Origin of the sequence: Enterobacter cloacae complex sp. I1M, from assembly GCF_014982425.1 — a bacterium.
Taxonomy (GTDB): domain Bacteria; phylum Pseudomonadota; class Gammaproteobacteria; order Enterobacterales; family Enterobacteriaceae; genus Enterobacter; species Enterobacter intestinihominis.
The window spans coordinates 321,211-344,361 of record NZ_JADCLG010000010.1 but is presented as its reverse complement, the minus strand read 5'-3'; the positions used below and the strand labels follow the sequence as shown (position 1 = coordinate 344,361).

The window sequence follows — 23,151 nt, the reverse complement described above, 5'->3', positions numbered from 1 at the left end:
ACATTAACGAGTGAGGGGTTCTTTGAGCCATTCACTTGTCTCAGAACGAGGAGTTAGTTATACAAATGATTTGTACAATCTGATAAGGTTGGTTTGGTTAGGTATGGAAGTATTGTGCGTGAGGGAGTTAATGGCCTATTACAGTATCGGCGAAGTGGCCGAACGATGCGGTATCAACCCCGTTACGCTGCGTGCCTGGCAGCGCCGTTATGGATTGTTGAAGCCGCAGCGAAGTGAAGGGGGTCATCGTCAGTTTGACGATGAAGATATCCTGCGTATCGAAGAGATCAAACGCCTGATGAAAACGGGTGTTTCGGTCGGTAAAGTAAAAGCGCTTCTTGAAAATACAGAAGTGATGACGCATGGGAACTGGGCATCGTTTCAGGAAGAAATGTTAACCGTTCTGCGCTATGCCAATCCGGCAAAACTGCGCGCCAAAATCAGTGAGTTCCGCCGCGACCATGCGATGGATGTTCTGATAGATAACATCATCACCCCTGTGCGTCAGCGAATGAATCAGGATCAGAATACGGTGCGTCATATGGCGAGCCTGCTCGACGGTGTCCTGATTGAGTTTGCCGTTACTAGCCTGGTTGAATCACGAAAAAAAGCAGGTAAAGATGCGCTACTGGTTGGATGGGAGTGCGATGACCGTACGCATTTGTGGCTGGAAGCGGCCCGTCTTGCCTACAAGGGCTGGCATATCGACGTGCTGGCTGAACCGATTGATTCTCCACGTCCGGAACTTTTCCCTGGACAAAAAATTTTCGTCTGGACCGGTAAAGCACCTACGCCTCGTCAACAGGAGCAGCTCGACCACTGGCGTGAACAGGGTTTCGCCGTCTCGTTCCATCACTGATGTTAAGGGGTCCGTCAGGGCCTTTTTGTCTTTTCGAGCCCGCTTTCTTATTGGAAGATAGCTATCTTAAAAATAGGTATTTTCAATACAATTTTTATTATTGCCCGCCACCTTACCGCCTTTCTTATGAAATGCATTATTTATCAATGCATTGAACAAAACTAACCCACCCATCCGCATCCCGTCACAGGGTCTATGCTTAATGAAAGTAGCCAAAAAGGGCGGTTTAGCCCAAAGCCCCTGCTCGCAGGGGGTTGAAGTGATAATCGTTATCACTAACATGGTGTTATGCCCTGGTGGCTTATCAGATGAGGTGGACCTATGGAACTGCATTCAGAAACCTTCAATCCGGCCGATTTTGCCTGGCGTGGCTTAACGCTGACGCCCGCGGCGGCGGCGCATATTCATGAGCTGGTGGCAAAAAATCCCGACATCCTCGGCGTACGCTTAGGCGTTAAGCAGACGGGCTGCGCAGGATTTGGCTACGTGCTGGATACCGTAACCGAACCCAAAAAGGACGATCTGGTCTTTGAAACCGACGGTGCAAAGTTATACGTCGCGCTACAGGCTATGCCGTTTATTGATGGAACCGAAGTCGACTACGTTCGGGAAGGTTTAAACCAGTTATTCAAATTTCATAACCCGAAAGCCCAGAACGAATGCGGCTGCGGCGAAAGCTTTGGGGTATAGGCGGTACTATGTCTCGTAATACTGAAGCAACGAGTGATGTAAACACATGGAGCGGCGGACACCTCAACTATAAAGAGGGTTTCTTCACGCAGCTGCAAACCGATGAGCTGGCGAAAGGCATCAACGAAGAGGTCGTGCGCGCCATTTCGGCCAAACGTAACGAGCCGGAGTGGATGCTGGAGTTTCGCCTGAGCGCATTCCGCGCGTGGCTGGAGATGGAAGAACCCCACTGGCTGAAAGCGCATTACGATAAGCTGAACTATCAGGATTACAGCTACTACTCCGCGCCCTCCTGCGGCAGCTGCGATGATACCTGTGCCTCGCAGCCCGGCGCGGTACAGCAAACCGGTGCCGAGAACAGCTTCCTGAGTAAAGAGGTGGAAGAGGCCTTCAATCAGCTCGGCGTGCCCGTGCGCGAAGGTAAAGAGGTGGCGGTGGACGCCATTTTTGACTCCGTCTCGGTGGCAACCACCTACCGTGAAAAGCTGGCGGAGCAGGGGATAATTTTCTGCTCCTTTGGGGAAGCCATTCACGATCACCCGGAGCTGGTGAAAAAGTACATTGGCACCGTGGTACCCAGTAACGATAACTTCTTCGCGGCACTGAATGCGGCGGTGGCGTCAGACGGCACCTTTATCTACGTGCCTAAAGGTGTGCGCTGCCCGATGGAGCTCTCAACCTATTTCCGCATCAACGCGGAAAAAACCGGCCAGTTTGAACGCACCATCCTGGTGGCCGATGAAGGCAGCTACGTCAGCTATATCGAAGGCTGTTCGGCGCCGGTGCGCGACAGCTACCAGCTGCACGCGGCGGTGGTAGAGGTGATCATCCATAAAGACGCGGAAGTGAAATACTCTACGGTACAGAACTGGTTCCCGGGCGATGGCAACACCGGTGGTATTCTGAACTTCGTCACCAAGCGTGCGCTGTGCGAAGGTGAAAACAGTAAGATGTCCTGGACGCAGTCAGAAACCGGCTCCGCCATTACCTGGAAATACCCGAGCTGTATTCTGCGCGGCGACAACTCCATCGGTGAGTTTTACTCCGTGGCACTGACCAGCGGTCATCAGCAGGCCGATACCGGCACCAAGATGATCCACATCGGTAAAAACACCAAATCGACCATCATCTCCAAAGGGATCTCTGCCGGTCACAGCCAGAACAGCTATCGCGGGCTGGTGAAAATCATGCCGACAGCCACCAACGCACGTAACTTTACCCAGTGCGACTCCATGCTGATTGGTGCGGACTGCGGGGCGCATACCTTCCCCTATGTCGAATGCCGCAATAACAGCGCCCAGCTCGAGCATGAGGCGACTACGTCACGTATCGGTGAAGATCAGCTGTTCTACTGCCTGCAACGCGGGATCAGTGAAGAAGATGCGATTTCAATGATTGTTAACGGCTTCTGTAAGGACGTGTTCTCTGAACTGCCGCTTGAATTTGCCGTTGAAGCCCAGAAACTCCTCGCCATTAGTCTTGAACACAGCGTCGGTTAAGGAAAGCACATGTTAAGCATTAAAGATTTACAGGTTAGCGTGGAAGAGAAAGAGATCCTGCGTGGGCTCAATTTTGACGTCAAACCGGGTGAAGTTCACGCCATCATGGGGCCAAACGGCTCCGGGAAAAGTACGCTTTCAGCGACGCTGGCAGGACGCGAAGATTATGAGGTCACCAGCGGCTCCGTTGAGTTTAACGGCAAGGATCTGCTGGAGATGTCGCCTGAAGAGCGTGCCGGTGAGGGCATCTTTATGGCCTTCCAGTATCCGGTGGAAATCCCGGGCGTCAGCAACCAGTTCTTCCTGCAAACCGCGCTGAACGCGGTGCGCAAGTATCGCGGACTTGAGGCGCTGGATCGCTTTGACTTCCAGGATCTGATGGAAGAGAAAATCAAGCTGCTGAAAATGCCCGAAGATCTGCTCACCCGCTCGGTGAACGTGGGTTTTTCTGGCGGTGAGAAAAAACGTAACGATATTCTGCAAATGGCGGTTCTTGAGCCGGAGCTGTGCATTCTCGATGAAACCGATTCAGGGCTGGATATTGATGCCCTGAAGATCGTTGCCGACGGCGTAAACTCTCTGCGTGACGGTAACCGCTCATTTATTATCGTGACTCACTACCAGCGTATTCTGGACTACATCAAACCGGACTATGTCCACGTGCTTTATCAGGGGCGCATTGTGAAATCCGGTGACTTTACGCTGGTTAAACAACTGGAGGAGCAGGGTTATGGCTGGCTTACCGAACAGCAGTAATGCACTCCAGCAGTGGCACCGGCTGTTTGAAGCGCAGGGTGGAGCGCGCTCTGAACAGGCTCAGCACCATCTCCAGCAGATGCTGCGTCTCGGTTTACCGACGCGTAAGCATGAGAACTGGAAATATACCCCGCTGGACGGCCTGCTGAACGGCGAGTTTGTCACCCGTCTGGCGCAGGTTAGCCCCGGTCAGCGCGATGTGCTGGCGCTGAGCGTGGATGCCGTGCGTCTGGTGTTTGTAGACGGGCAGTTTCGTGAGGAACTCAGCGACAGCGTACAGGAGAGCGGGTTCGATATCGCCATTAACGATGAGCGTCAGTCGCTGAACGCGCCCGTTCAGCCTGAAGTCTTCCTGCATCTGACAGAGAGCCTGTCTCAGTCTTTAACCCATATTCACGTTAAGCGTAACCAGCGCCCGGCGAAACCGCTGCTGCTGATGCATATCACCCAGGGTGTTGAGGGCGACGAGATCAACACCGCCCACTATCGCCACCATCTCGAGCTGGCAGAAGGGGCAGAAGCGACGGTAATTGAGCATTACGTTAGTCTGAACGACACCCGCCATTTTACCGGCTCGCGTCTGACGATGAACGTGGCGGCTAACGCCCAGCTGCACCATATCAAGCTGGCGTTTGAGAATCCGCTCAGCCACCACTTCGCCCACAACGATATTCTGCTGGGCCAGGATGCCGCGGCGTACAGCCACAGCTTCCTGCTTGGCGGCGCGGTGCTGCGCCACAATACCAGCACCCAGCTGAACGGTGAGAACACTACGCTGCGTATTAACAGCCTGGCGATGCCGGTGAAGTCAGAAGTATGCGACACGCGCACCTGGCTTGAGCATAACAAAGGCTACTGCAACAGCCGTCAGCTGCACAAAACCATCGTCAGCGACAAAGGACGTGCGGTGTTTAACGGCCTGATCAATGTGGCGCAGCACGCCATCAAAACTGACGGGCAGATGACCAACAACAACCTTTTGCTGGGACGTCTGGCAGAGGTGGACACCAAACCACAGCTGGAAATCTATGCGGACGACGTGAAATGCAGCCACGGCGCAACGGTCGGGCGTATTGACGATGAGCAGATGTTCTACCTGCGCTCTCGCGGAATAGACCAGCAGGCCGCGCAAAAGATGATTATTTACGCCTTTGCGGCTGAGCTGACGGAAGCGCTGCCCGATGGCGGACTTAAACAGCAGGTGCTGGCCCGTATCGGTCAGCGGCTGCCTGGAGGCGAAGCATGACATTTCCCGTAGAGAAAGTCCGGGCAGATTTTCCGGTACTGACCCGTGAAGTGAACGGTCTGCCGCTGGCCTATCTCGACAGTGCGGCCAGCGCGCAAAAACCGAATCAGGTGGTGGATGCGGAAGCCGAGTTTTACCGCCACGGTTATGCGGCGGTCCATCGCGGGATCCACACCCTGAGCGCCGAGGCGACCCAGCGCATGGAAAACGTGCGCACGCAGGTTGCGGCGTTTCTCAACGCGCGTTCGCCGGAAGAGCTGGTGTTCGTGCGTGGCACCACCGAAGGGATCAACCTGGTGGCTAACAGCTGGGGCAATGCGCAGGTGCACGCGGGGGATAACATCATCATCACCCAGATGGAGCACCACGCTAACATCGTGCCCTGGCAGATGCTCTGTGAGCGTGTGGGGGCGCAACTGCGGGTGATCCCGCTAAACGAAGACGGTACGCTTCAGCTTGAACAGCTGGACGCCCTGCTTGACGACAGAACGCGGCTGGTAGCGGTGACCCACGTTTCAAACGTGCTGGGGACGGAAAATCCGGTGGCGCTGATCGTCGACAAAGCCCATCAGGCCGGTGCGAAAGTGTTGATTGATGGCGCCCAGGCGGTGATGCACCATGCGGTTGACGTACAGACTCTGGACTGCGATTTCTACGTCTTCTCCGGGCACAAGCTGTATGGTCCGACGGGCATCGGCGTGTTGTATGTGAAGGAGGATATTCTCCAGGCCATGCCGCCGTGGGAAGGGGGCGGGTCAATGATTGCCACCGTCAGCCTGACGGAAGGCACAACCTACGCCCGAGCGCCCTGGCGCTTCGAGGCGGGCACGCCGAACACAGGCGGGATCATCGGGCTGGGCGCGGCCATTAGCTACGTATCTGAAACGGGGCTGGCGGCGATTCAGGAGTACGAACAGCTGCTGATGCAATATGCCTTGCAGGAGCTTGCCAGCGTCCCGGATCTGACCTTATATGGCCCTGCTGACCGTCTGGGTGTGATAGCCTTCAACCTCGGCAAGCATCACGCTTATGATGTGGGCAGTTTCCTGGATAATTACGGCGTCGCCGTACGTACCGGGCATCACTGCGCGATGCCACTGATGGCGTATTATCAGGTACCGGCCATGTGCCGCGCATCGCTGGTGATGTACAACACAACGGAAGAGGTCGACAGACTGGTGGCGGGACTAAAACGTATTCACCAGCTGCTTGGCTAACGGAGAGGCGAGAGATGGCAGATTTGCCGGACAGAGATAAATTGCTGCGTAACTTTGGGCGTTGCGCAAACTGGGAAGAGAAATACCTTTATATTATCGAGCTAGGTCAGCGCCTGCCGCCGCTCAGCGAAGAGGCGCATAACCCGGACAACATCATTCAGGGCTGCCAGAGCCAGGTCTGGATCCAGATGCAGCAGACGGATGATGGCGTAATCGATTTACAGGGTGACAGCGATGCCGCCATTGTGAAGGGGCTTATTGCCGTCGTATTTATTCTTTATCACCAGATGTCGGCGCAGGATATTGTCGCCTTTGACGTTCGCCCGTGGTTTGAAAAAATGGCCTTAACCCAACACCTCACCCCGTCCCGCTCCCAGGGACTGGAAGCGATGATCCGCGCCATACGCGCCAAAGCCACAATCCTTAGCTAAACTGACAGAACAGCATTCATTCTGTTTCGCGGGGTGGTTTCCACCTCGCTGGTTTTTCAGCTTTCTGACGTTTGGTCAGTGAATAAGGAATCTCAGCATGAAGCGCGCGTCTCTAATAACTCTATTACTCCTTGGTTCGCTCAGTGCTGTTAATTCAGCCAGAGCGGTTGATTATCCTTTACCGCCCGCAGGCAGCCGCCTGATTGGGCAAAATCAGACATACACCATTCAGGAAGGCGACAATAAGCTCCAGGCTATCGCTCGTCGGTTTAATACCGCCGCACAGCTTATCCTTGAAACCAATAATACCATTGCACCGGTAAACCCTGCGCCAGGAACGGTCATTACCATTCCTTCCCAGATGCTGCTCCCGGACACCGAGCGTGAGGGCATTGTGGTGAATCTGGCGGAGCTGCGTCTTTACTTCTATCCGCCTGGCGAAAATATCGTGCAGGTCTATCCGCTGGGTATTGGTCAGCTTGGGCTGGAAACACCGGTCAGCACCACCCGTGTGAGTCAGAAAATCCCTAACCCTACCTGGACCCCCACAGCGGGCATCAGAGCGCGCTCACTGGCGCAGGGCATTAAACTGCCGCCTGTGGTACCCGCAGGGCCAAATAACCCGCTGGGGCGCTTTGCGCTGCGTCTGGGCATCGGGAATGGGGAATATCTTATTCATGGCACCAGCGCGCCGGACAGCGTAGGGCTGCGGGTCAGCTCGGGCTGTATGCGAATGAACGCGCCGGATATCAAAGCGTTGTTTGAACAAGTGCGCGTCGGCACGCGGGTGCAGATTATCAATGAGCCGGTGAAGTTCTCCGTCGAGCCGGACGGCAAACGTTATATCGAGGTGCACAGGCCGCTGGCGCAGGCTGAGGGCGAAAACCCACAGACGGTGCCGTTCACGCACTCTGCGGCGTTTACCGCCTTCGCAGCGGAATCAGGTAGCGATAAAACGCTAATCGACAAAGCTCTGGCGCGCAGAGCCGGGATCCCGGTTGCCGTTTCAGCAGGCAATGGTTCGTCAGCCAGCAATTCTGTCCTGTCGGTTCAGAACAGTCGTGTCTCAGCGGCGGTGACGGAAGGCGAGGGAGAGAAAGCGCTTCAGTAGAGGTTTGACGAAGGCAAAAAAAATGGCGCACAATGTGCGCCATTTTATTAACAGGTACTATTACTTACGGTATTTAGTAGCCTGGTTGTCCAGACGCTGGTTAGCGCGAGCTGCGTCGTCTTTAGCAGCCTGAACGTCGGAACGCATTGCGTTCACGTCGTTGCTCAGCTGGTCAACTTTAGCGTTCAGAGTCTGAACGTCAGAAGACAGCTGATCGATTTTAGCGTTGCTGGAGCAACCTGCCAGCAGAGTAGAACCCAGGATTACCGCGCCCAGTACCAGTTTAGTACGATTCATTATTAATACCCTCTAGATTGAGTTAATCTCCATGTAGCGTTACAAGTATTACACAAAGTTTTTTGGGTTGAGAATATTTTTTTGATGGGATTACGCCTATTTTTGATCGTTCGCTCAAAGAAGCAACGAAATCGGCAATTTTGACGAAAAAGCTATGTTAAAAAAGGCATTTTTCATCGGATTCATCTTAGATAAATCGCGATTAAATAGAAAAACCCGATTTGCTTTTTGAATAGTTCTGGTTAATGGCGGGAATAAAAAAAGCGCCCCGAAGGACGCTTTTTAACAAAACAATAATTTGTTCGTGAAATATTACAGTACGTGGACAGATGCAGTGTTGGTTGTACCGCTTGGTACCAGTGCACCAGAAACCATAACCACCACGTCGCCTTTCTGAGCCAGGCCACAATCAACCAGTTCCAGAGCCACTTCTTTACCCAGACGATAGAAATCATCGGTAGAGGCAATCTCTTTCACCAGGTGTGGGATCACGCCTTTGCTCAGCACCAGCTGACGCGCGGTGGTTTCGTTGGTGGTCAGCGCCAGAATGGTCGCATCCGGGAAGTATTTACGCACGGCACGCGCAGATTTACCGCCCTGGGTCGCCACGACAATCAGTGGGGCTTCCAGTTTCTCGGCGGTTTCTACCGCACCACGGCACACGGCTTCGGTGATGCGCAGTTTACGGCTGTCGTTGTTGTAATCCAGACGGCTTTTCATCACGCGGTCGGTACGCTCACAGATGGTCGCCATGATGCCGACCGCTTCCAGAGGGTATTTCCCTTTTGCAGATTCGCCAGACAGCATAACGGCATCGGTACCGTCGAGGATGGCGTTCGCCACGTCGCCGGCTTCAGCACGGGTAGGGCGTGGGTTTTTGATCATGGAGTCCAGCATCTGCGTTGCGGTGATAACCACTTTACGCGCGCGAACGCATTTCTCGATCATCATCTTCTGCGCGAAGATCACTTCTTCAACCGGGATTTCTACGCCCAGGTCGCCACGCGCTACCATGATACCGTCAGACGCTTCAAGGATTTCGTCGAAGTTGTTCAGGCCTTCCTGGTTTTCGATCTTGGAGATGATCTGAATGTTCTCACCGCCGTGCGCTTTCAGGTGCTCACGGATCTCAACCACGTCAGAACGTTTACGGATGAAGGACGCCGCAACGAAGTCCACACCTTGTTCGCAGCCGAAGATCAGGTCTTGTTTGTCTTTTTCAGCCAGCGCTGGCAGAGCAATGGACACACCCGGCAGGTTAACGCCTTTGTTTTCGCCCAGATCGCCGTTGTTCAGCACTTTACAGATAACCTTGTTACCTTCAATCGCGGTCACTTCCATGCCGATCAGGCCGTCATCTACCAGCACGGTGTTGCCAACGGACAGATCGCTGGTGAAGCCTTCGTAGGTCACGGCAACGATTTCGTTATTACCTACAACGGATTTGTCGGTGGTGAAGGTGAAGGTCTGGCCCGCTTTCAGGGAAACGTCGTTACCGCCTTCCAGTTTGATGGTGCGGATTTCAGGACCTTTGGTGTCGAGCAGGATTGCCGCTTTTTTCCCGGTCTTGCTCATCACGTTGCGCAAGTTCTGAATACGCTGACCGTGTTCAGCATAGTCGCCGTGGGAGAAGTTCAGACGCATCACGTTCATGCCGGCATCCAGCATTTTGCTCAGCATCTCTTCGGATTCGGTTTTCGGGCCGATAGTACAAACAATTTTCGTCTTTTTCATGACAGTCTTAGTCTTTAAGTTGGGAAGGATATGGAAATCTCGCTCCGGGGGCGCACCGCCGCGGAGTCAAACCTGTGTTGCGAAAGAGTATATGACACGCACTAAGAATAGGTGACATCAAATGAGCGTGCAGAAGAAAGTGTGCCTGAGTGCCAGCCCAACGAATGAGAGGAGAAGTTGTACGTTGTTTTTTGTATTCCAAGCGCTGAAACCATTCACCAGGGATTTGGCGCGCATTATACGCTGATTCACAGTAAAAAGGAAAATGGAAACAGCGTTTCAAAAACAATCTGTGCAGATTCACATAAGTTTGTTATCAAGGCGTTAAGGCCTAATGTCATCTTATGACGGCAGGCGCAACGCCCGCCGTTTTTTGCTCACTTTTCCAGCGCCTGTTGAAGGTCGGCGATCAGATCCTCCGCATCCTCAATCCCCACCGACAGGCGTATCAGCTGCGGCACAATGCCGTTTGCAAGACGCTGCGCCAGTGGAATGGAGGCGTGGGTCATGCTGTAGGGCTGGCTCACCAGACTCTCCACCCCGCCCAGGCTTTCCGCCAGGGTAAAGAGCGTAAGATGACGAATCACCTCTGTCGCGCGTTGCGCATCGCCTTTAATCACAACGGAGATCATGCCGCCCGGCAGCGCCATTTGTCTGCGGGCAAGCGCATACTGGGGGTGTGACTCCAGCCCGGGATAGAGCACGCTCTCTACCTGCGGATGCTGCTCCAGCCATTGCGCAATCGCCAGCGCGTTGGCGCTGTGCTTCTCAACGCGCAGGGCGAGGGTGCGAATCCCCCGTAGCGTCAGGAAGCTGCTGAACGGATCCAGAACGCCGCCAACCGCGTTTTGCAGATAGCCCAGACGCTCCGCGAGATCCTTATTTGCCCCGACAACAGCCAGCCCGGCAACCACGTCTGAATGACCGTTAAGATATTTGGTGGCGGAGTGAACCACAATGTCGAACCCCACCTCCAGCGGCCGGTGAATGACCGGGGAGGCGAAGGTATTATCCGCCACGCTGATCGCATTATGGCGCCGGGCAATGTCTGCGATGGCCTCCAGGTCGGCCAGTTTCAGCAGCGGGTTCGTCGGCGTTTCCACCCAGATCATGCGGGTGTTCGGGCGAATGGCGGCCTCAAGTCCGGCTACATCGTCCGGCTTAACCCAGCTCACCTGTAACCCGGTGCTGCGCTTGCGCACGTTTTCGATCAGGCGATACGTACCGCCATACACGTCGTCAATGGCAACGATATGGCTGTCTTTATCCAGCAGTTCGAGCACGGTGGAAATGGCCGCCAGCCCTGACGCGAAGGCGTACCCGCGCGTGCCGCCTTCCAGTTCGGCGATGGCGGTCTCCAGCGCATGGCGGGTTGGGTTGCCGCTCCGGGAGTATTCGTAGCCGGTATGTTCACCCGGTGCCGGTTGCGCAAACGTCGACGTGGCGTAAATTGGCGGCATCACGGCGCCGTGCGTGTCGTAATACTCACCGCTGTGAACGCTGAGGGTGGCCAGGTTTTTCATCTTTTGCTCCTTTTATTTCGTCAGGCGGTTACGCCAGGTGGTGAGTACGTCACTGCGTGTGATCAGACCCAGAAAGCGGTCTTCGTCATAAATAATCGCCACCAGGCCACGGTCAAAGATGGTGTACAGGGCGCTCTCCGGGGCCTGCTTATCCAGATATTCGACCTGACGCGTCATGGCCGCCGTCATGGGGAGAGAGAAGCGATCGGCATCTCCCCCGATGTGCCGCAGCAGGTCCCACTCGTCGATGATGCCGACGACCTTGTTGTTATCGAGCACCGGCAGCTGGGAGATGTCGTACAGGCGCATGCGGGCCAGCACGGTGGAAAGCGTGTCGTCCGGGGCGGCAGTCACCGTCGCGCCTTCATCGTGGCGCAGGGCAATATAGTCCGAGAGATCGCCTGCCTGCGGACGCGAAATCAACCCCTGCTGGCGCATCCAGTCGTCGTTGAACATCTTCGAGAGGTATTTATTGCCGCTGTCGCAGGCGAAGGTGACCACACGTTTTGGCGTAGTCTGCGCCTGGCAATATTTCAGCGCCGCCGCCAGCAGCGTGCCGGTGGAGGAGCCTGCCAGGATCCCTTCCGTTTTTAGCAGATCGCGGGCGGTGGTGAACGCCTCGCGATCGGTAATGCGCCAGGCGCGGTTAACCCCTTCGATGTGCGCCAGCGGAGGGATAAAGTCTTCGCCAATCCCCTCAACCAGCCACGATCCGGCATCGTGATGGCGTCCGGTCTCAACCTGGTCCGCCAGCACCGACCCGGCCGGATCGGCAAGCACAAATTCCGTCTGCGGCGAATGTTCTGCAAACCACGCCTGTAAGCCCCCCAGCGTACCGCCGGACCCTACGCCGACGACGATGGCATCGATCTGGCCGTCAAGCTGTTCAAACAGTTCCGGTGCGGTAGTGGTGCGGTGCGCCAGCGGATTGGCTGCGTTATTGAACTGGTCGATATAAAACGCGCCTGGCAGTTCATTCGCCAGCCGCCGGGCATAATCCTGGTAGTAGGCCGGATGCCCTTTATTCACATCCGAGCGGGTCAGCACGACCTGCGCCCCTAACGCCCGCAGGTGGAAAATCTTCTCGCGGCTCATTTTGTCCGGCACCACCAGAATCAGCGAGTAGCCCTTCTGCGCCGCAATCAACGCCAGCCCCAGACCGGTGTTCCCCGCCGTGGCTTCAATAATGGTGCCGCCGGGCCGTAGCTGGCCCGTACGCTCGGCTTCGTTAATCATCGACAGCGCGACGCGGTCTTTAATCGAGCCGCCTGGATTCTGATTTTCCAGCTTCAGAAACAGCGAGCAGGGGCCGGTATCCAGCTTGTGCAGCTGGATGAGTGGCGTATGGCCAATTAGTTCGGTGACGGAGTGGTAAAGCGTCATGGTCATGTCCTGTGAAGAGGTGATGACCGGATGATAGGACCATGAAATTTTCTCAATAAAGAACGTTTCACTGGGTTTTAGAACAGAAAGGAATAATCCTTATGTTTTTGGGTGGAAAGACAGCAAGACGTAAAGTAGTCCGGATGTGAGGATGGCTATATCAGCACATAGTGCTGAAAAATTAACCAATTTCGTCGGATGAATGAGACCTGATATGCAAAAGGCAGATAATTATTGCAGATATTCATCTAAATGCTTTTCACCCGCCAGTTCGCTGCTTATTCCGCCGCATTATAAGAAATTCTTTTTTGGTCATTTAAAAGCTGATAACGGCTGTTTACTATCTTTTGGACATCCATACTGCTAAACCGCTATATGCGTAACGGATAACGAATAAGAATGATCGTACTCAGTAATATTTCGAAGGTTTTTGACAACGGGAAGCTGGCGCTGACAGCCGTTGATAACGTCAACTTGACGATAGAGCAGGGACAGATTTACGGGATCATTGGTTACAGCGGGGCCGGGAAAAGTACGCTTATCCGTCTGCTGAACGGTCTGGAAAAGCCCAGCGCCGGCAGCGTCACCATTAACGGTCAGGATATATCCGCCGCGAAGGGAGAAGCGCTGCGTCAGGCACGCCTGAAAATCAGCATGGTGTTCCAGCACTTTAATCTGCTCTGGTCGCGCACGGTGAAGGAAAACATCGCCTTTTCAATGCAAATTGCCGGTGTGCCAAAAGCGCAAATCCAGGCTCGCGTTGCCGAGCTGGTGGAGCTGGTCGGCCTGAAGGGGCGCGAGAATGCCTACCCGTCGCAGCTGAGCGGCGGGCAAAAACAGCGTGTGGGCATTGCCCGCGCGCTGGCCAATCATCCGGACGTACTGCTGTGTGACGAAGCCACCTCGGCGCTGGATCCGCAGACCACCGATCAGATCCTCGATCTGCTCCTGGACATTAACCGTCGTTTTAACCTGACCATCGTACTCATTACGCATGAGATGCACGTGGTGCGCAAAATCTGCGACCGCGTGGCGGTAATGGAGAACGGCAAGGTGGTGGAAGAGGGGGAGGTACTCAGCGTGTTTACGCATCCTCAGCAGCCGATCACCCGGCAGTTTGTCCGCCAGGTGAGCCAGTACGCGGAGGAAGAGACCTTCAATACCGAACTGGCAAATGAGCTGGAGGGCGCGGTCATCAAGCTCACCTTCACCGGGCACAGCACGCACAGGCCGATCGTCGGTGAACTGACCCTGCGCTACGGCCTGCCGTTTAACATCCTGCACGGCAAAATGACGCAAACCGCCCACGGTGTTTTCGGGCAGCTCTGGGTGCACGTGGTGGCATCGGATGAACAACTGAACAATATCCTCGCCGACCTGAAGCAAAGCGATATTGAAGGCGAGGTAATCAAGCATGGCTGAAGAACTCTTTCCGCACCTGAAGTGGGATCAGCTTTGGGCTGCAACCCAGGAGACGCTCTACATGACCGCGCTTTCCGGCGTGGCGACGTTTGTTCTGGGGATCGCGCTCGGTCTGGCGCTGTTTTTAACCGCCCGCGGCGGGTTATTCCACAACCGCACGGTCTACAGCGTGATGTCGATTGTGGTGAACGTGTTCCGCTCGATTCCGTTCATCATTCTCATTGTTCTGCTGATCCCGTTCACCAAGACCGTTGTGGGGACCATTCTCGGCGCTAACGCTGCGCTGCCCGCCCTGATTGTGGGCGCCGCGCCGTTCTACGCCCGTCTGGTCGAGATTGCCCTGCGGGAAGTGGATAAAGGGGTAATTGAAGCCACGCGTTCGATGGGCGCGCGGCTGAGCACGTTAGTGTTTCGGGTTTTACTGCCGGAATCTTCACCCGCACTGGTTTCAGGTATGACGGTGACGCTGATTGCGCTGGTGAGCTACAGCGCAATGGCGGGGGTGATAGGTGCCGGCGGTTTGGGAAATCTGGCTTATCTGGAAGGATTCCAGCGCAACCATGGTGACGTCACGCTGGTGGCAACGGTGACCATTCTGATCATCGTGTTCATTATCCAGTTCTGCGGCGATGCCATTACTTCACTGTTAGATAAACGCTAATAAATACACACAGGAACCACATCATGAAAAAGACACTGACACTGATCGCCGCAGCCACCCTGAGCGCCCTGAGCTTTGCCTCCTGGGCGGACACGCTCACCGTGGGGGCGTCCAACACCCCGCACGCGGAAATTCTGGAGCAGGCTAAGCCGATTCTGGCGAAGCAGGGTATTGAACTGGAGATTAAACCGTTCCAGGACTACATTCTGCCAAACACGGCGCTGGCAGGGCATGACATTGATGCCAACTATTTCCAGCACATCCCTTACCTGAACAGCGTGCTTAAAGATCATGCGGGCGATAAGGATTATGATTTTGTCAGTGCAGGCGCAATCCACATTGAGCCGATCGGTATCTATTCAAAAAAATACAAATCGCTGAAGGATCTGCCGGAAGGCGGCAAAATCATCATGCGTGATGCGGTTTCCGAGGAAGGGCGTATTCTCTCCATCTTCGAAAAAGAGGGCGTGATCAAACTGAAGCCAGGCATCGATAAAGTGACCGCGCGCATCAGCGATATTGTGGAGAACCCGAAAAAGCTGCAATTCACCCCTAACGTCGAGGCATCTCTGCTGCCGCAGATGTACAACAACGACGAAGGTGCTGCGGTGGTGATCAACGCCAACTACGCAATTGATGCTGGTCTGGATCCGGTCCACGATCCAATTGCGGTTGAAAGCGGTGAGAATAACCCGTACGCCAACATCATTACCGTTCATCGCGGTGATGAGAAGAAGAAGGATATCGTCGCGCTGGTGAACGTGCTGCACTCCAAAGAGATTCAGGACTGGATCCGCACCAAATACAAAGGCGCGGTCATCCCGGTAAACAACTAATCGCCTGATTTTCCAGACGAAGCCCGGCGAACAACACGCCGGGCTTCTTTTTTGTATCCAGCCGACGAATGATTTAAGCTGACGGTTTAGGGCAACGGAGTGATGGCAATGGGCAATGTGACCAAAGACGAAGCGCTGTACCAGGAGATGTGTCGGGTGGTAGGCAAGGTCGTTCTGGAGATGCGTGACTTAGGGCAGGAGCCCAAGCATATCGTGATTGCCGGGGTACTGCGTACCGCGCTGGCGAACCAGCGCGTTAAGCGCAGTGAGTTGACCACCAAAGCGATGGAAACGGTGGTTAAAGCGCTGGCCGGTTAGGACGAAGCGTCTCGCGAGTTTTTCAGATCCCGCATATCAACAGTCATTATTGTTATTTCCTCTTCATGATGAAGGCGTGTTTAACTGAGTCCAGGTTAAGCGAGAAGGGTAATGACGATGAAAAAATGGATAAGCACGTTACGGCGGTTTTTTGCGCCCCGACCAGCGAATGCGGAGAACAGCGCGCAACGTGTTCTTGAGTCAATACTGCCTGTCGCCAGCCTCTATGGCGTGGACGTAGCCAACATCGACCCGGAGTGGTTCTATGTTAAAACGTCACGCTGAACTTCGCCGGACGCGCGAAATGTACTGGAATGAGCTGTGCGTGATGCGTGTAAAGTGAGAATGAAGGGAAAAATGCCCTGGCTAATCCTCGGTAAACGATAGCCGTTTTGTTACCACTATCTCCTTTCTCAGATGGAGATGATAATGAAACGGACAGTATTAACCCCCGCGCTTTCTGCCACCGTGCTATTGCTTGCCATGCAGGCGGCACACGCTGGTCCACAGGCGCATGTTGTATGCAGTTATTCCCATACCCTCGGCGATGATGCCATTATGATGTACGGCATGCCCAACGAGGCCATGCTGCACGATTTTTTTGGTAACGTGCAAACGGATGCTTACTCCAGCCGTGAATCGCTGCGTACCCAGGAAAAGACCACCTGCGATAACAAAGCAGACAGCTCGGCCTACTGGGCTCCGTCGCTAAAATTACTGGACGGAACGGTGGTCAAACCCGCCTATCAAAAAACCTATTATCAGGCATCGAACGTTGACGCCTGGCCGCTGCACCCGTTCCCGGCGGGGCTGTCGCTGCTGGCGGGCGATCATCACGGCACCGCGCCAAATCCACATATCACCTTTTTATGCGCCAACGGCAAGGGCTACACCACCAGAACGGGTGAAGTCTGCGGCTTACGCAAGGCGAAGGATGCCGTGCAGTTTAATATCGGCATTCAGTTCCCGAACTGCTGGGACGGGGTCAACCTGAAGCCCGCCCACGGCCTGGCTAACGCCACCTACGATACGAAAGGACAGTGTCCGTCCGCCTTCCCGGTGAAGATCCCGACGGTGAACATGAATATTGCGTACGTGCTTCCGACAATTAGCTCTCTGGATACCAGTAAAGTCCAGCTTTCCCTCGACCCCACCATGCATGGCAGTGAACGTGAAGAGCGATGGGGGAGCCTGTATACGGCGCATGCTGACTTCATGAACGGCTGGACGGAAGATGCCGCGCGCTTTATGACCGACCTGTGCATGAACCGCGGAATGGATTGCGGCACCACCGTGCCGTATGGTTATTCAAAAGCGAAGGCCAACGTCTGGCTCAGCAGCATGGAACCCGCACTTTCACAACCCGATCCCCAGGTCTTACTGGTGCAGGATAACTGGAAGAACGGTGGACGCACGAAAAACAGCGAAACATTGTCGCTGGTGAAGTTCAACATTCCTCCGCTGCCTGCCGGACAGGATCCTGCCCAGTTTAAATACCGCGTGAGAATTTATGGCGGGAAAGTGGAAACCAACGGTGCGGATCAAATCTTCTTCTATCCGGCGAGCAACGACTGGGATCCGGCCACCGTGAGCTGGCATTTACGGCCGCCCTGCAACTATCGCTCGGATGCGGTGCTTTACCTGAACCACTCCCGCGAATACCGGATGGTGGATGTCGATAAAGCGGTACGCAAGGCGCTGGCAGAAGGGAAAACTGAAATTTCGTGGTATATCGGCGGCGATCGTCAGGGAAACCACTATCAGTTTGAGACGGGGTCATCTCAACAAAGCCTGATCCTGATGCTGACCGGGTTTAGCAAAACGCCGGAGATCTGATAGCGGGTAGCAAATGTATTCATAAAAAAAGCACCGGCATGGCCGGTGCTCTGTATTCAGATCTTGCAGGCATCGCCGCAGTCGTCATCGGCGACAATCGCCTGGGCTTTTTTATCCGCATCGTCGAGACGTTCCGCGTTGCGCTCTTCTGCTTCATCCAGCCCGTTAAAGACTAAGTTATCGAGATCAATTTCCATGTGCCACCTGCGTTATTCAGTTTTTGATACTGGCACAGTATAAGTCAAAAAAAGCGGGCCAGGCACCCCTCAGCACATATGGATAATCCTTGCCATACTCAGTGCTTTATTGCTGAGGAAAGCCGATGATTACACTCTGTAAAACCTGCGGTACCGCTTACGATGAACAGCCCAAAAACTGCCCGATTTGCGACGATGAGCGCCAGTATGTCCCGGTGACGGGCCAGGCATGGACGGACTTCGACAGCCTTACGACCACGCACACCAACAAATGGCAACAGCTGGAGCCGCGGCTGTTCAGCATCAAAACCGTTCCCGCTTTTGCCATCAACCAGCGGGCGCTTCTGCTGAGTACGCCGCAGGGCAATGTTCTGTGGGACTGCATCGCCAACCTCGATCCGGCGACCAGAGCGTTAGTTGACGCGCTCGGGGGCATCAGCGCGATCGCGATTTCGCACCCGCATTACTACACCACCATGCAGGAGTGGGCCGCCGCGTTTAACGCGCCGATCTACCTGCAAGCCAGCGATCGGCAGTGGGTGATGCGTGACAGTCCGGCGATACGCTTCTGGGAGGATGACGCCCTGGAGATTTTGCCGTCGGTGACGCTGCTGCGTCTGGGCGGACATTTTGCAGGCGGCACGGTGCTGCACTGGCAGTCAGGCGACGGCGTTCTGCTGGCCGGTGATATTTTGCAGGTTACGCCTGGTAAGGACGCCGTGTCGTTTATGTGGAGTTATCCGAATATGCTGCCGCTGCCTGCCCGCACCGTTGAATCGGTGATCGGTCGACTGACCGGGAAAACGTACCAGCGACTGTACGGGGCCTTTGAAGGGCAAAACATCCCGGCGAACGCAGATGAGATTGTGCAGCGGTCGGGCCAGAAATATATTGCTTGTCTCCGCTAAGGCACGGTGGTTAAATTTTACGAGTGTGATCGCGATCATACCTAAACTAAAACAGATTAAAGAGAAATGGCTATGCAACATATCATTGAAGGTTTTCTCAGCTTTCAAAAAGAGATTTTCCCGCAACGTAAAGAGCTTTTTCGTAGTTTAGCGTCCAGTCAGAATCCCAAAGCGCTGTTTATCTCCTGCTCCGACAGCCGTCTGGTTCCGGAACTGGTCACGCAGCAGGAGCCAGGACAGCTCTTTGTCATTCGAAACGCGGGCAACATTGTGCCACCGTTCGGGCCGGAGCCTGGCGGTGTCTCTGCAACCATCGAATACGCGGTAGTGGCCCTTGGCGTGACCGATATTGTTATTTGCGGCCACTCCAACTGCGGCGCGATGAAGGCGATTGCTGACAACGCCGATCTGGAGCCGATGCCAGCCGTTTCCCACTGGCTGCGCTATTCTGATGCGGCAAAAGCGGTGGTTGAGAAGAAAACCTGGGATCAGCCAATCGATAAAGTGAATGCGATGGTGCAGGAGAACGTCTTTGCTCAGCTGAGCAACATCAAGACCCATCCGTCGGTGGCGGTAGGCCTGCGCAACAACGCCATTCGCCTGCACGGCTGGGTGTATGACATCGAAAGCGGCAAAATCCTTGCCCTGGACAAGAACACTAAAACCTTCGTGTCGTTGTCGGAAAACCCGGAAGTCTTCTTCGAGTAATCCGACACCGCAGGGCAGGGAAGCCCTGTTAAAACTCCATGAAAGGTAATTTTCGTCGCACGCCCGACGCAGGATTCCCCGCCGCTTTCGCCATCGCTTTACCAATTTCAGCGCACTCAGACAAACCCTGAACAAACGGATGATCGTGCATCAGCCAGGGGATCGCCCCAAAAGCGATACGTCCGCGCAGAGACGCAGGTGACAGCAACGTGTAGTCTTCCCCCACGTCCGGTATCTCATCCCCCGTTTCCTCAAGCTGTTTGCGCAGCGTCGGGAAGGGAATATCCTTATTTCTGAGCGGTTTCTGCCCGCGGGCATCGATAAAGACGTCGAAGCGATAACGCTTTTCTTTCGTGGTGATGACGGTCTGATCGCTGCCGATATCCAGGGCGTAATCATCACCGAGTGCGACTACGCTAATGATCCCTGCCTCGCGCAGTGCCAGTAACCGGCGGATAGACTGCGGTGGAATGGCGGCATAGTTATCAATAAACACACGCTCCAGCCCGGATTTAAACCGTTCTCTGTCACGTTCATTGAGTGAAGGGACAATGGCCTGAACTACTTCATGCAGACGAAGCACGGTATAGCGCCAGGCAACGGTGCGTTTCTCGCACTTGTTGCGCTCCACTTCTTTCAGATTCGCTTCGGCCCAGGTGAAAGGACCATGCTTTTTACGATCCTCAAACCAGACATCACGAAGCGTGTCAGCATTCAGCGTGCCGATCGCTATCGCCTGGCACCAGCGCGGATCGGCCAGCTCAAGCTCTTTCACCATCAGCGCAAAGATGCGGTCAAGCAGCCCGTCAGGGCCTTTGGCAATTTCGCTTTCTGCCACAGACTCCGTTAACACCGACAGCGGTTCATAAGGGATAGGGCAGTAAAAGTCGGCCTCCGGAAGAACGCCCGAGCGGGACATCAGCGTGATGTTTAGCCCCTCACTACCTTTATTGACAACGAACTGCTCCCCGCTAAACCGACCATGCTGCATTACTACCGCCATAGCAGCGTCCAGTCCGCTGAGGGAGGTACCCATAATCCCCACCTCACAGGCTCGGATATCCGCGTCCATCAGCCCTGACCATGGGCTTGGGAAATAGTCGCGGGTGGATTCATCTTCATCAGGCCAGACGTGACCGGTGGCGACCACTGCAAGATCAAACCGCCTTGAGAAAGGGGCATCGTTCACTGATAGGGCCACGCCGTCTGCATCAGCCTTAATATCAGTGACTTCTGCGTTGGGATGAACCTCGATATGAAACCCAGCCTTTTTCGCCTCGGCAACGACGGCGAGAAAGCGGTCGTGAAAATATTCACCCAGCAGAATACGCGGCAGAAACTGCCGGTCATTCAGTCTGTCTTTGTCGACGTTATAGCGGGCAAGATGGGCTTCACTCTGCTGTTTGAGCCAGTCGAGGTAGGTGATAAAAATGGGCGGGATTTCGATACTGGCGATATTCGCCAGCATCAGCCGGGAGTTATCCTCGTCGCTGTAGGGCATCCCTACGCCGGGTTGGTCTGCTTTTTCGAACACGGTGATCGACAGCGGTGCTGCGTTGTTAAGAAGTGAGTAAAAGGTGTAAATCCCTGTTGGGCCTGAGCCGATAATGGCGATTTTTTTCATCGAAAGCGTTCCTGCGTTTCTGAACCATAGAATAAGCGTAGCAGGAGAAAGGTTAAGTCATTCAATGAAGGGAAAAATTAAGACGTTCAGAAGAGGATTTTTGCACCATTTCAGGACTGAAATGGTGCGTCCGAGTGGACTCGAACCACCGACCCCCACCATGTCAAGGTGGTGCTCTAACCAACTGAGCTACGGACGCAGAATGGTGCGTTCAATTGGACTCGAACCAACGACCCCCACCATGTCAAGGTGGTGCTCTAACCAACTGAGCTATGAACGCATTGTGTTGTCGGTGACAACGGGGACGAATATTAGCGGCACAGCCCCAAGGTGGCAAGAGGGAAAATGCATTTTTCTCTCTGATTTCACGCGATTGCTTCATTACCGCGCAAAGTGAAGAGAAAGTAGCCGCCAGCCGGCGGCTACTGTGTCATTAACGCGCAGCGCGTTGCAAAATTACCGCAGACGACTGACGTTGCAGGAAGCGCATGCGCAGCATCATCATAATGGCTGCAGACGTTAAGCCGATGATAAAGCCCATCCAGAATCCGGCTGGCCCCATGCGATCCACCACCAGATCCGTGAGCGCCAGAATATACCCACTCGGCAGGCCCAGAACCCAGTAAGCGATAAAGGTGATAAAGAAGATGGAACGCGTATCTTTATACCCACGCAGCACGCCGCTGCCAATTACCTGGATGGAGTCAGAGATCTGGTAAATGGCCGCCAGCAGCATCAAATGCGAGGCCAGGGTCACTACTTCCGGGTTGTCGTTATAGAGCAGGGCAATTTGCTCACGCAACAGCACAGTAAAGAGCGCGGTACAGACTGCCATGCAGACGCCGACGCCCAGCCCGGTGCGGGCTGCCGTTTGCGCATCCAGCGTCGAGCCTTGCCCCAGACGGAAGCCCACGCGAATCGTCACCGCAGCAGCCAGGGACATCGGCAGGACGAACATCAAAGAGCTGAAGTTCAGGGCGATCTGGTGGCCTGCCACGTCAATAATCCCTAACGGCGAGACCAGCAGGGCGACAACGGCAAACAGCGTCACTTCAAAGAACAGCGCCAGCGCAATGGGCAGACCCAGTTGGGTAAGGCGGCTCATCATCGACCAGTCAGGCGTGCTAAAGGCGGTGTCGTTACGAATGTCGCGCATGGATCGCGCATGTTTAACGTAGGTGAGCATACAGCCGAACATCACCCAGTACACCGCAGCCGTCGCCACGCCACAGCCCACGCCGCCGAGTTCCGGCATGCCAAAATGACCGTAGATGAAGATGTAGTTCACGGGAATGTTCACCAGCAAGCCGATAAAGCCCATCACCATGCCCGGCTTGGTTTTTGCCAGCCCTTCACACTGGTTACGAGCCACCTGGAAGAAGAGATAACCGGGCGCGCCCCAGAGCAAGGCGCGCAGATAACCGACTGCTTTATCTGCCAGCGCCGGGTCGATATTATGCATGGCGCGGATAATATACCCGGCGTTCCACAGGACGATCATAATCAGGACGGAGACACCCCCGGCCAGCCAGAAGCCCTGGCGCACCTGATGGGCTACGCGGTCGCGTCGACCGGAGCCGTTAAGCTGCGCGATAACGGGCGTCAGCGCCAGCAGCAGGCCGTGACCAAACAGAATGGCCGGGAGCCAGATTGAGGTTCCGATCGCCACGGCGGCCATATCGGTGGCGCTGTAACCACCGGCCATTACCGTATCCACAAATCCCATTGCGGTTTGGGCTACCTGCGCGACGATCACCGGTATGGCCAGTGCCAATAACTGACGCGCTTCGATCATATACTTCTGCACGTGAACACCTTTGTATTGTAGTTATTTGAGAGACTAAAAAGGCCGCCGTTACTGGCAGCAAGAAGAAAAAACAGAGGGATGCCAGCTA

Annotated in this window: 23 protein-coding genes and 2 tRNA genes; 16 read left to right on the top strand and 9 right to left on the bottom strand. The window is 54.8% G+C overall.

Annotated features, from left to right (window positions below):
• Positions 1 to 130: 130 nt before the first annotated feature.
• The 8 genes from INF86_RS06935 to INF86_RS06900 all read left to right on the top strand — a co-directional run bounded on the left by INF86_RS06935 (position 131) and on the right by INF86_RS06900 (position 7,809).
• Complete coding sequence (locus INF86_RS06935) at positions 131 to 859, top strand: MerR family transcriptional regulator (protein ID WP_023299929.1); 729 nt, start codon at positions 131 to 133, stop codon at positions 857 to 859.
• Between the two features lie 321 nt (positions 860 to 1,180).
• The gene (sufA, locus tag INF86_RS06930; RefSeq protein WP_022647873.1) at positions 1,181 to 1,549 is read left to right on the top strand and encodes a Fe-S cluster assembly scaffold SufA; all 369 of its coding nucleotides are present in this window, start codon (positions 1,181 to 1,183) and stop codon (positions 1,547 to 1,549) included.
• An 8-nt stretch (positions 1,550 to 1,557) separates the two neighbouring features.
• On the top strand, positions 1,558 to 3,048 hold the full coding sequence (gene sufB / locus INF86_RS06925) for a Fe-S cluster assembly protein SufB (RefSeq protein ID WP_003857739.1): 1,491 nt from the start codon (positions 1,558 to 1,560) through the stop codon (positions 3,046 to 3,048).
• Positions 3,049 to 3,057: 9 nt separating this feature from the next.
• A complete protein-coding gene (gene sufC / locus INF86_RS06920) occupies positions 3,058 to 3,804 on the top strand; it encodes a Fe-S cluster assembly ATPase SufC (protein WP_022647874.1) in 747 nt (248 codons plus the stop codon).
• Positions 3,779 to 5,050, top strand: coding sequence for a Fe-S cluster assembly protein SufD (sufD, locus tag INF86_RS06915; RefSeq protein ID WP_171932171.1), 1,272 nt, complete (start codon positions 3,779 to 3,781; stop codon positions 5,048 to 5,050). Before sufC ends, sufD begins: the two co-directional genes overlap by 26 nt.
• On the top strand, positions 5,047 to 6,267 hold the full coding sequence (gene sufS / locus INF86_RS06910; protein ID WP_193543370.1) for a cysteine desulfurase SufS: 1,221 nt from the start codon (positions 5,047 to 5,049) through the stop codon (positions 6,265 to 6,267). The genes sufD and sufS overlap by 4 nt, the downstream gene beginning before the upstream one ends.
• Positions 6,268 to 6,281: 14 nt before the next feature.
• Positions 6,282 to 6,698, top strand: a complete 417-nt coding sequence (gene sufE, locus INF86_RS06905; RefSeq protein WP_045309081.1) for a cysteine desulfuration protein SufE — start codon at positions 6,282 to 6,284, stop codon at positions 6,696 to 6,698.
• A gap of 97 nt (positions 6,699 to 6,795) precedes the next feature.
• Positions 6,796 to 7,809: a L,D-transpeptidase family protein gene (locus INF86_RS06900; RefSeq protein ID WP_038415919.1), complete on the top strand. Its 1,014-nt coding sequence runs from the start codon at positions 6,796 to 6,798 to the stop codon at positions 7,807 to 7,809.
• 60 nt (positions 7,810 to 7,869) lie between these two features.
• Here INF86_RS06900 and lpp read toward each other — a convergent pair whose 3' ends face one another.
• From lpp to INF86_RS06880, 4 genes are all read right to left on the bottom strand, one after another.
• On the bottom strand, positions 7,870 to 8,106 hold the full coding sequence (gene lpp, locus INF86_RS06895) for a murein lipoprotein Lpp (RefSeq protein WP_001082307.1): 237 nt from the start codon (positions 8,104 to 8,106) through the stop codon (positions 7,870 to 7,872).
• A gap of 312 nt (positions 8,107 to 8,418) precedes the next feature.
• Complete coding sequence (pykF, locus tag INF86_RS06890) at positions 8,419 to 9,840, bottom strand: pyruvate kinase PykF (protein WP_015570703.1); 1,422 nt, start codon at positions 9,838 to 9,840, stop codon at positions 8,419 to 8,421.
• Between the two features lie 377 nt (positions 9,841 to 10,217).
• Positions 10,218 to 11,363, bottom strand: coding sequence for a PLP-dependent aspartate aminotransferase family protein (locus tag INF86_RS06885; RefSeq protein ID WP_193543369.1), 1,146 nt, complete (start codon positions 11,361 to 11,363; stop codon positions 10,218 to 10,220).
• A gap of 12 nt (positions 11,364 to 11,375) precedes the next feature.
• Complete coding sequence (locus INF86_RS06880) at positions 11,376 to 12,746, bottom strand: cystathionine beta-synthase (RefSeq protein WP_193543368.1); 1,371 nt, start codon at positions 12,744 to 12,746, stop codon at positions 11,376 to 11,378.
• A gap of 399 nt (positions 12,747 to 13,145) precedes the next feature.
• Between INF86_RS06880 and INF86_RS06875 the strand changes: the two genes are divergently transcribed.
• From INF86_RS06875 to INF86_RS06850, 6 genes are all read left to right on the top strand, one after another.
• A complete protein-coding gene (locus INF86_RS06875) occupies positions 13,146 to 14,168 on the top strand; it encodes a methionine ABC transporter ATP-binding protein (RefSeq protein ID WP_023299939.1) in 1,023 nt (340 codons plus the stop codon).
• Positions 14,161 to 14,829: a methionine ABC transporter permease gene (locus tag INF86_RS06870; protein WP_017384621.1), complete on the top strand. Its 669-nt coding sequence runs from the start codon at positions 14,161 to 14,163 to the stop codon at positions 14,827 to 14,829. Before INF86_RS06875 ends, INF86_RS06870 begins: the two co-directional genes overlap by 8 nt.
• A 23-nt stretch (positions 14,830 to 14,852) precedes the next feature.
• Positions 14,853 to 15,665, top strand: coding sequence for a MetQ/NlpA family ABC transporter substrate-binding protein (locus tag INF86_RS06865; protein WP_023305994.1), 813 nt, complete (start codon positions 14,853 to 14,855; stop codon positions 15,663 to 15,665).
• 108 nt (positions 15,666 to 15,773) lie between these two features.
• On the top strand, positions 15,774 to 15,983 hold the full coding sequence (fumD, locus tag INF86_RS06860) for a fumarate hydratase FumD (protein WP_003857676.1): 210 nt from the start codon (positions 15,774 to 15,776) through the stop codon (positions 15,981 to 15,983).
• Positions 15,984 to 16,100: 117 nt separating this feature from the next.
• Positions 16,101 to 16,268 carry a hypothetical protein gene (locus tag INF86_RS06855; RefSeq protein ID WP_022647883.1) on the top strand — a complete coding sequence of 56 codons (168 nt, stop codon included), beginning with the start codon at positions 16,101 to 16,103 and terminating at the stop codon, positions 16,266 to 16,268.
• Positions 16,269 to 16,412: 144 nt separating this feature from the next.
• Positions 16,413 to 17,819: a DUF1996 domain-containing protein gene (locus tag INF86_RS06850; protein WP_193543367.1), complete on the top strand. Its 1,407-nt coding sequence runs from the start codon at positions 16,413 to 16,415 to the stop codon at positions 17,817 to 17,819.
• A gap of 56 nt (positions 17,820 to 17,875) precedes the next feature.
• Here INF86_RS06850 and INF86_RS06845 read toward each other — a convergent pair whose 3' ends face one another.
• Positions 17,876 to 18,016 carry a hypothetical protein gene (locus INF86_RS06845; RefSeq protein WP_003857665.1) on the bottom strand — a complete coding sequence of 47 codons (141 nt, stop codon included), beginning with the start codon at positions 18,014 to 18,016 and terminating at the stop codon, positions 17,876 to 17,878.
• A 125-nt stretch (positions 18,017 to 18,141) separates the two neighbouring features.
• Between INF86_RS06845 and INF86_RS06840 the strand changes: the two genes are divergently transcribed.
• Both INF86_RS06840 and INF86_RS06835 read left to right on the top strand, forming a co-directional pair.
• Positions 18,142 to 18,924 (top strand): MBL fold metallo-hydrolase, encoded by a 783-nt coding sequence (locus INF86_RS06840; RefSeq protein ID WP_193543366.1) that lies wholly within the window; start codon positions 18,142 to 18,144, stop codon positions 18,922 to 18,924.
• Between the two features lie 72 nt (positions 18,925 to 18,996).
• On the top strand, positions 18,997 to 19,632 hold the full coding sequence (locus INF86_RS06835) for a carbonic anhydrase (RefSeq protein ID WP_045309087.1): 636 nt from the start codon (positions 18,997 to 18,999) through the stop codon (positions 19,630 to 19,632).
• Between the two features lie 28 nt (positions 19,633 to 19,660).
• On the opposite strand, the gene INF86_RS06830 is transcribed toward INF86_RS06835, so the two are convergent.
• The 4 genes from INF86_RS06830 to mdtK all read right to left on the bottom strand — a co-directional run bounded on the left by INF86_RS06830 (position 19,661) and on the right by mdtK (position 23,063).
• Positions 19,661 to 21,256 carry an FAD-NAD(P)-binding protein gene (locus INF86_RS06830; RefSeq protein ID WP_193132053.1) on the bottom strand — a complete coding sequence of 532 codons (1,596 nt, stop codon included), beginning with the start codon at positions 21,254 to 21,256 and terminating at the stop codon, positions 19,661 to 19,663.
• 122 nt (positions 21,257 to 21,378) lie between these two features.
• A tRNA-Val gene (locus INF86_RS06825) sits at positions 21,379 to 21,455 on the bottom strand.
• A gap of 4 nt (positions 21,456 to 21,459) precedes the next feature.
• Positions 21,460 to 21,536: transfer RNA gene (locus tag INF86_RS06820), tRNA-Val, on the bottom strand.
• Between the two features lie 153 nt (positions 21,537 to 21,689).
• Positions 21,690 to 23,063, bottom strand: coding sequence for an MdtK family multidrug efflux MATE transporter (gene mdtK, locus INF86_RS06815; RefSeq protein ID WP_032622176.1), 1,374 nt, complete (start codon positions 23,061 to 23,063; stop codon positions 21,690 to 21,692).
• Positions 23,064 to 23,151 lie beyond the last annotated feature (88 nt).